Here is a 3146-nt window from a genome sequence, read left to right on the forward strand (position 1 = left end):
TCGTTGGCGAGGAACACGCCAACGACACCGCCCAGGATCCACATCAGGTTCTGGTGGAAGAAGCCCACATGACGCTGGATCTCTTTCCACGAGCAGAGTACCGAGAGGACACCCAGCAGGCCGGTCAGCAGGATCATCAACAGCGACAGGCCGTCGAGGGCCAGGTGCACGTTGATGCCGAAGCGCTGGATCCAGACGTGCTTGAACTCAATCGCCCAGGTCGGATCGGCGCCAGGCGCCGGTGCAAATGAATAGTCACCGTTGGCCCACAGCCAGAGGCCGAGGGAGAGCAGCAGGGACATGGTGATCAGCGCAATCCAGCGGGGGAGGGTGGCGCCGAAGCGCTCACCCATCCAGCACAGCAGGCCGCCGATGAAGGGGATCAGGATTAGCCAGGGCAGAATCATGACGGGCTCGTTTCCTTTCGCAAGTTCGCAAGGTTCATATCAGACCGCTACCAGCACGACGGCGCCGATTACCAGCACGGCACCAGCAGCCATCGAGGCGGCATACCAACGCAATTGACCGGTCTCGGTGCGGCTCAGGGCGGTGTGACCGCCTTTGGCCATACGCGGGATCAGACCGATGGTCTGGTCGAGCGGGTCTTTGCGCAGAATGTGGCTGATCGCAAGGTAAGGCTTGACGAACAGTTTGTCGTAGATCCAGTCGAAGCCCCAGGCAGCGAACCACCAGGCCGAAAGGAAGCGGCCGACGCCGCTGTTGGCGATGGCGGTGACGAAGCGGCGCTTGCCGAGGAACAGCAGCGCGGCCAGCAGGATACCAGCCAGGGCGATGGCGCCCGAGGCGATTTCCAGACTGTGCTTGGCTTCGCCGCCGGCATGGCCGACGCTTTGTGGCAGTACACCGTGCAGCGGCGGAACGATCATCGCGCCGACGAACGTCGACAGTACGATCAGCACCGACAGTGGCAGCCAGTGAGCAATGCCGTGACCGGCGTGGGCTTCGGTCTTCGCTTCACCGTGGAACGCGATGAAGATCAGGCGGAAGGTGTACAGCGAGGTCATGAAGGCACCGACCAGACCGGCATAAAGCAGACCCTGGTTACCGCTGGCGAACGCTTCCCAAAGGATTTCATCCTTGGAGTAGAAGCCCGCAGTCACCAGAGGCAAGGCCGCCAGGGCCGCGCCGCCGACGATGAAGCTGGCGTAGGCCAGTGGCAGTTTCTTCCACAGGCCGCCCATCTTGAAGATGTTCTGCTCGTGGTGGCAGGCAACGATCACCGAACCGGATGCAAGGAACAGCAGCGCCTTGAAGAAGGCGTGGGTCATCAGGTGGAAGATCGCGCCGTCCCACGCACCTACGCCCAGGGCCAGGAACATGTAGCCGATCTGGCTCATGGTCGAGTAGGCGAGGATACGTTTGATGTCGGTCTGCACCAGTGCGGCAAAACCTGCCAGCACCAGCGTCACGCCACCCACAACACCCACCAGATGCAGGATATCCGGCGCCAGGGCGAACAGACCGTGGGTACGGGCAATCAGGTAGACACCGGCGGTCACCATGGTCGCGGCGTGGATCAGTGCCGAAACCGGAGTCGGGCCGGCCATCGCATCCGCCAGCCAGGTTTGCAGCGGCAATTGCGCGGATTTACCGACAGCGCCGCCCAGCAGCATCAGGGTCGCCAGAACGATCCAGAAGTCACCGGCCTTGAAGTGCTCAGGCGCCTTGACCAGCAGCTCCTGAATGTTCAGCGTGCCCAACTGTTGGAACAGGATGAACAGGCCGATGGCCATGAACACGTCGCCGACGCGGGTCACGATGAAGGCTTTGAGTGCCGCGTTACCGTTGTTGCGGTTGCTGTAGTAGAAACCGATCAACAGGTACGAGCACAGGCCCACGCCTTCCCAGCCGAAGTACACGAACAGCAGGTTATCGGCCAGGACCAGGAACAGCATGCTGGCGATAAACAGGTTGGTGTAAGCGAAGAAGCGCGAGTAACCGGCTTCACCACGCATGTACCAGGACGCGAACAGGTGGATCAGGAAGCCCACGCCCACCACCACGCCGAGCATGGTCACAGACAGGCCGTCCAGGTAGAGGGTGAAGGTCGGCGTAAAGCCTTCCACCGCCATCCATTGCCACAGCATCTGGGTGTAGTGACCACCTTCCGGTGGCGCAACATTGAACTGCCAGATCACATAGGCCGCGACGATCGCTGACAGGCCGATGGAACCGACGCCGATCAGCGCCGAGAGGTTTTCCGAGAGGCGTCCCCGGGAGAACGCCAGCAGCACAAAACCGATCAGGGGGAACAGGAAAGTCAAATAGAGAAGGTTCATCCGCGCATCTCGCTGGCAGCGTCGATATCGAGAGTGTGGAAGCGGCGATACAGCTGCAACAGAATCGCCAGGCCAATACTGGCCTCGGCGGCTGCAAGGCTGATCACCAGGATGAACATGATCTGTCCATCCGGTTGACCCCAGCGGCTACCGGCAACGATGAACGCCAACGCGGAGGCATTCATCATGACCTCCAGGCTCATCAGCACGAAGAGAATGTTGCGCCGGACCATCAGGCCGACCAGACCGAGGCAGAACAGGATGCCGGCAACCGCCAGACCATGCTCCATAGGGATAGCAGGCATCGTCATTGCTCCTTGGCTTCGTTGCGGCCCAAGTGGAATGCCGTAACCGCTGCGGCGAGCAGCAGCATCGAGGCGAGTTCGACCACCAGCAGATACGGACCGAACAGGCTGATGCCCACGGCCTTGGCGTCTACGGTGGTGTGGCCGATGGCCTGACCGCTGGCATCGCTGAACAGCACATACAGCAGTTCAACCAGCAGCAGGGCGCCGAGTGCGACCGGGCCCAGCCAGATGCCGGGCTTGAGCCAGACGCGCTCTTGCTGAACCGAGGCCGGGCCCAGGTTCAGCATCATCACCACGAACACGAACAGCACCATGATGGCGCCGGCGTAGGCGATCACTTCCAGTACACCGGCAAACGGTGCGCCGAGGGCGAAGAACGTCATGGCCACGGCGATCAGCGAAATGATCAGGTAGAGCAGGGCGTGCACGGGGTTGGTGTTGGTCTATCGCTAAACAAGTAAAGGTGGCGGCTGTACGCAGGTTAGCGATCCGGGTCACAGAAACCCCGGGTAGACCTCGAAGGTCTCCCACGCACAGC

The 3146-nt window shown here is 61.5% G+C and carries 2 protein-coding genes and 2 pseudogenes; all 4 read right to left on the bottom strand.

Annotation, left to right across the window (positions count from 1 at the left end; all coding sequences use genetic code 11):
* A pseudogene (locus ACIPLA_RS28040) lies at positions 1-407 on the bottom strand (NADH-quinone oxidoreductase subunit M); the annotation flags it as partial.
* Positions 408-446: 39 nt separating this feature from the next.
* The gene (gene nuoL, locus ACIPLA_RS28045) at positions 447-2300 is read right to left on the bottom strand and encodes an NADH-quinone oxidoreductase subunit L (RefSeq protein ID WP_192342622.1); all 1854 of its coding nucleotides are present in this window, start codon (positions 2298-2300) and stop codon (positions 447-449) included.
* Positions 2297-2605: an NADH-quinone oxidoreductase subunit NuoK gene (gene nuoK, locus ACIPLA_RS28050; protein WP_133838688.1), complete on the bottom strand. Its 309-nt coding sequence runs from the start codon at positions 2603-2605 to the stop codon at positions 2297-2299. Before nuoK ends, nuoL begins: the two co-directional genes overlap by 4 nt.
* Positions 2606-2607: 2 nt before the next feature.
* Positions 2608-3051 (bottom strand): annotated as a pseudogene (gene nuoJ / locus ACIPLA_RS28055) (NADH-quinone oxidoreductase subunit J); the annotation flags it as partial.
* Positions 3052-3146 lie beyond the last annotated feature (95 nt).

The sequence above is a fragment of the Pseudomonas sp. NPDC086112 genome (genome assembly GCF_044746425.1).
Lineage (GTDB): Bacteria > Pseudomonadota > Gammaproteobacteria > Pseudomonadales > Pseudomonadaceae > Aquipseudomonas.